This is a genomic window from Mesorhizobium sp. M2C.T.Ca.TU.002.02.1.1, assembly GCF_003997225.1.
In genome coordinates, this window is sequence record NZ_RZTO01001033.1 from 1 (window position 1) to 1872 (window position 1872).

Annotated in this window: 2 protein-coding genes; both read left to right on the forward strand. The window is 67.7% G+C overall.

Annotation, left to right across the window (positions count from 1 at the left end):
- A partial coding sequence (locus EOD07_RS32955; RefSeq protein ID WP_206519630.1) for an SPOR domain-containing protein occupies positions 1-1163 on the forward strand: 1163 nt, incomplete at its 5' end.
- A 191-nt stretch (positions 1164-1354) separates the two neighbouring features.
- The coding region (locus EOD07_RS32960; protein WP_164772775.1) for a glycoside hydrolase family 3 N-terminal domain-containing protein at positions 1355-1872 on the forward strand (518 nt) is incomplete at its 3' end.

Below are 1872 nucleotides of genomic sequence, written 5' to 3' on the forward strand. Positions count from 1 at the left end.
GCATGATGGTGGCCGCGCTCGTCGGCGCCGTCGTGGTCCTCGGCGGCCTTGGCGCTCTGGCCTTCTCCTTCGGCGGCAAGGGCGGCAGCGAGGCCCCGGTGATCGTCAAGGCCGACAATTCGCCGATCAAGGTGAAGCCGGAAAATCCGGGCGGCACGGTTGTGCCGAACCAGGACAACAAGGTCTACGACGCGGTGACCAAGGGCGCCGGCGCCGCCAAGCCCGCCGAACCGGTGCAGCAGAAGCTGGTGAACACCACCGAGCAGCCCGTGGACCTGGCCTCGAAGGAGCCGCCGCAGAGCCGCGTGGTCGATCTTTCGCCCAACGATAACGGCGCCGCGGCAGGCGCTGATGCCGCCGACAATTCAAGCTCGGCGTTGCCCGGCGTCGAACAAGCCACTGTGCCCGAAAGCGCCCAGCCTGCCGCATCGGCAAGCGTGCAGCCGGCCGCGCCGGCGCCGAAGTCGGAAGACCGCATCGCCCAGGTGTTGCAGCAGGATGCCGAAAACACCGCCAACAACAACGATGTCGTCGCCGTCGCGCCGCGCAAGGTGAAGACCATGATGGTCAAGCCTGACGGCTCGCTGGTGCCGCGCGAGGATCCGGCCCCGGTTGCGCCGAAGGTCGCGGCGGCCGAGCCGAGCGATCCGGCGCCGCAGCATGTCGCGCCGGGCTCCGACGGCCAGCAGACGGGAACAGTGGCTTCCGACGCGGGCCAGGCCGATACGGGCCAGGCTGATGCAGCGACCGTCAAGCCGGCGAAGCCCGCCAAGAAGACTGAAGCCAAGGCGCAGTCGGCCAACACCCCGGCAACGGTGCCGGTGGCGCCGGCCCGTCCGTCCGACCAGCCAGTCGATATCGTCGGCGAGGTCAAGCCGGACCAGGTCGCTTCCATCGATCCGGCGGCGGCGGCCGGCGGCGGCTCGTGGTCGATGCAGATCGCCTCGCAGCCGACGGTCGAGAGCGCGCAGTCGACCTATCAGGACCTGCAGCGCCGTTATGGCAGCGTGCTCTCCGGCCGCACCGCCAACATCGTCAAGGCCGAGGTCGCGGGCAAGGGCACCTTCTACCGCGTCCGCGTCCCAGCGCAGTCGCGCAACGATGCGATCAACCTTTGCACCAGCTACAAGGCTGCCGGCGGCAACTGTTTCGTATCTCGCTGATAGATTTCTCTTGTTTTGACGCAATTCCGGACGGAAAACCGCTCCACACTTTTCCTGGAATTGCTTCAGCTTCCAAAGCCGGCGCCGCCGAAAGGCCGCGCCGGCTTTTCGTTGTGGACGGTTGCGGGCTTTGTATCGTCCGCGGCGAGGGGTGATTCCCTTTGCTCGACCAAAGCCTTAAGCTTCCGTGCATGAGCGAATCAAAATCCATGATCCTCGGCTGCGCCGGGAAATCCCTCACCGAAGACGAAATCCGCTTCTATCGGGACGAACGCCCTTGGGGCTTCATCCTGTTTGCGCGCAACATCGGCGAGGCCGGGCAGATCCGCGACCTTGTCGCCGCGATGCGTGACTGCGTCGGCCGTCCGGGCGCTCCGGTCTTCATCGACCAGGAAGGCGGCCGGGTTCAGCGCCTGCGTCCGCCGCTGGCGCCGAACTATCCCGCGGGCGGCGCGCTCGGCGCGTTGTGGCGCGAGGACAAGGAAGCCGGCCGCCGCGCGGCCTGGCTGATGGCGCGGCTGCATGCCTTCGATCTCTCCCGCCTGGGCATAACCGCCGACTGCCTGCCGGTGCTCGACGTTCCGGTCGAGGGCGCCAGCGACGTCATCGGCGCGCGCGCCTATGGCAAGGAGCCAAACGCCGTGATCGAGCTTGGCCGCGCTTCGGCCGAGGGATTGATGTCGGGCGGCGTGCTGCCGGTGATGAAGCA